Genomic DNA, 2,612 nt, shown 5'->3' with positions numbered 1-2,612 from the left:
TCAGCTTCCGAGCCGCTGCGCCGTCGGCGGCGTAGCTTCATCTGCGCGACAAAACGAATTGTTCAGGGCCGACTAGCTACACTCGCGCGACTTTGCTGAGCCGCATCAACATTGCAGCAGCTTTGCTCGGCAGATGCTTACAAAGCACTCGAAATACCAAGCACTTTCAATAACTTAGATAAATATCGCGTTTCCAAAACGATCGATCGCAAGGGCTTCGGAGCCCGGTAATCCCCCCGCTTTTAACGCGAGTCAGAAGTAGAGACTATGCCGCGGCCATGAGCCGCTGTTTCGGCGTCAGGCCGCCAAGGCCCATGTTAGGGCGCTCGTGATTGTATTGCCACATCCATTCGGTTGCGAAGTGCTGCACGTGCGCGAGGTCGTCCCAGTAGTACTGCGACAGCCATTCATAGCGCACGGTCCGGTTGAATCGCTCCACGTAGGCGTTCTGCTGCGGCTTGCCAGGCTGGATGTAGTTCAATGCGATACCCTGCCTGGCAGCCCACTGCGTGATCGCATCGCTCAAATACTCGGGACCGTTGTCGCAGCGTATCGCCAACGGCTTTCCCCGCCAGCCGATGATCTGCTCCAGTGACCGAATGACACGCGCCGAGGGCAACGAGAAGTCGATCTCGATTCCCAGTGCTTCTCGGTTGAAGTCGTCGATCACGTTGAACAGCCGGATACTGCGGCCGTCCTTCAACTGGTCGTGCATGAAATCCATTGACCACACCGCATTCACCGACGCCGGCACGATCAGCGGCTCCGGCGCCTGCCGTACGAGCCGTTTGCGCGGCTTGATCCGCAGGTTCAGCTCCAATTCTCGGTAAATCCGGTACACGCGCTTGTGGTTCCAGCCGAAGCCCTTCACGTTGCGCAGGTACAGGAAACACAGCCCGAAGCCCCAGTTGCGATGATTGTCGGTCAGTCGTAGCAGCCAATCGGCAATCTGCTCGTTCTCTGCATTGCGCTGCCGCTCGTAGCGGTAGCACGTCTGGCTTATGCCAAATGCCTCGCATGCAAGCCGGATCGACACACCCCGGCTCGCTACTGCTTCTCTGGCCATCTCGCGGCGGGTAGATGGCCTCAGTCTTTTTTTGCTAGCGCCTCCGCGACGATCTCCGCCTTGATCTTCTCTTCGACGTACATCTTGCGCAGTCGCGCGTTCTCCGCCTCCAGCTCCTTCATCCGTGCCATCAGCGACACGTCCATCCCGCCGTACTTGCTGCGCCAGTTGTAGAACGTCGCCGTGCTGACGCCCAGCTCCCGGCAAATCTCCGGCACCGCCACACCAGCCTCCGCGCGCTTGAGCGCTTCCATGATCTGGCTATCCGTGAACTTCGACTTCTTCATCGCGTAGAACTCCCTTTGCTGGAAATTCTACTTCTGATCCCGCCTACTGAACGGGGGTATTACCCGCCCCCCGTCCGCCCGGCGGATGATAGTGCATCAATATGATCTTGCTTAGACGCGATGGCACAAAAGAAGAAAGTCGTCTACTTCCTCGGCGCCGGAGCATCGTTCGGAGCTGGCGCGAAAGCTACGGTCCAAGCAGGGCATCAATTGCCCATCCCGACTCAAGCGACATTCTGGCCAACATTCCTGAGATTCTGTAAGAGCCAGAAAAATCGCGCCCGGATCGAATCTTTTTTATTCCGCTACTTTCTCGGGTATGGCAAAACACCCGTTCGCACTCCAACAGCGAAGCGGCGACATTTACTAACTAGCATTGATGTAGAAGAGGTGTTTACGTTTCTTAGCGAACGCACACGTGCTCCATCAACCTCAATCCAGCTTCGGACATACGCGCTGCAAGTTTGGGACGCCCTAGCTGAAGAGATTGGCCAAGTATTCAGCCGTTTCAGTGCAAATTCGGCGACGAAAGCAATCTACAAAGATTTTCTGAAGCACCACTTCAGAAGGTTCGATACCGTTGTGTCATTCAATTACGACACTATCTTTGAGAATTCATTACCCGCTCGGAGTAGTGCACGCTACGTCGGCCTAAGAGATTCGGCAGGCACGATTCCCTTACTCAAGCCCCACGGGTCCGTTAACTGGGTACAAGCAGACGATGGCACTATCACAGTCGGCAATCCTGTCGGTCCAGCCGTAATTGTCGCCCCCACTCATCTTAAATTTATATCTGGCCCTGATCAAAAAGAGGTGCGACACCCCGGATATCTTGATCAAGCACACGAGATTCAGAAAATATGGGCTGAGATGGAGCGGGAGATGCGATTCGCACGCTCCCTGGTCTTCATCGGTTACTCGTTCCCAGTCGCGGATCTCTACTTCGCGTCCGTGCTTCGGTCGGTTCTTGCAGACCGCGACACCACACCAAACATTGTCATCGTGAATCCGGATGCGGTGGCAATTTCTGAACGTCTGCTCCGAAGGTTTCCGCTTGTGACCGTTTCGCGATTTTTCGACCTAGCCCAGTTCATCCGAGCCGGCCGCGCGGTCATTGCTCAATAGTGACCGAGGCGGGACGCTGTAGCCGGCTCGCAACACTGATCGAACGCTTACTCGCCCAGGGCGTGTTCACACTATCGAAGGGCTTCGACAATCAGGGCGAAGTTGATAAAGGCAATGAACATCAGATCGAGTTT

At 55.7% G+C, this 2,612-nt stretch carries 2 protein-coding genes; one reads left to right on the top strand and one right to left on the bottom strand.

The features are described 5' to 3' along the window. Positions 1-265: 265 nt before the first annotated feature. A protein-coding gene (locus WS69_RS20130) for an IS3 family transposase (RefSeq protein WP_156438273.1) occupies positions 266-1,353 on the bottom strand; the annotation gives its coding sequence in 2 pieces (ribosomal slippage) (positions 266-1,092 and positions 1,092-1,353; 1,089 coding nt in all). Positions 1,354-1,473: 120 nt separating this feature from the next. On the opposite strand from WS69_RS20130, the gene WS69_RS20120 reads away from it, so the two are divergent. Beyond that, complete coding sequence (locus WS69_RS20120; protein WP_059472445.1) at positions 1,474-2,478, top strand: SIR2 family protein; 1,005 nt, start codon at positions 1,474-1,476, stop codon at positions 2,476-2,478. Positions 2,479-2,612 lie beyond the last annotated feature (134 nt).

Source organism: Burkholderia sp. BDU5 (genome assembly GCF_001522845.1).
GTDB lineage: Bacteria > Pseudomonadota > Gammaproteobacteria > Burkholderiales > Burkholderiaceae > Burkholderia > Burkholderia mayonis.
The sequence above is the reverse complement of the archived record's forward strand: the minus strand, read 5'-3'. Positions and strand labels throughout refer to the sequence as shown.

What these genes read in the sequence shown, in the direction of transcription:
- WS69_RS20120 (WP_059472445.1), top strand. Translation starts at nt 1,474, where the DNA reads ATGGCACAAAAGAAGAAAGTCGTCTACTTCCTCGGCGCCGGAGCATCG.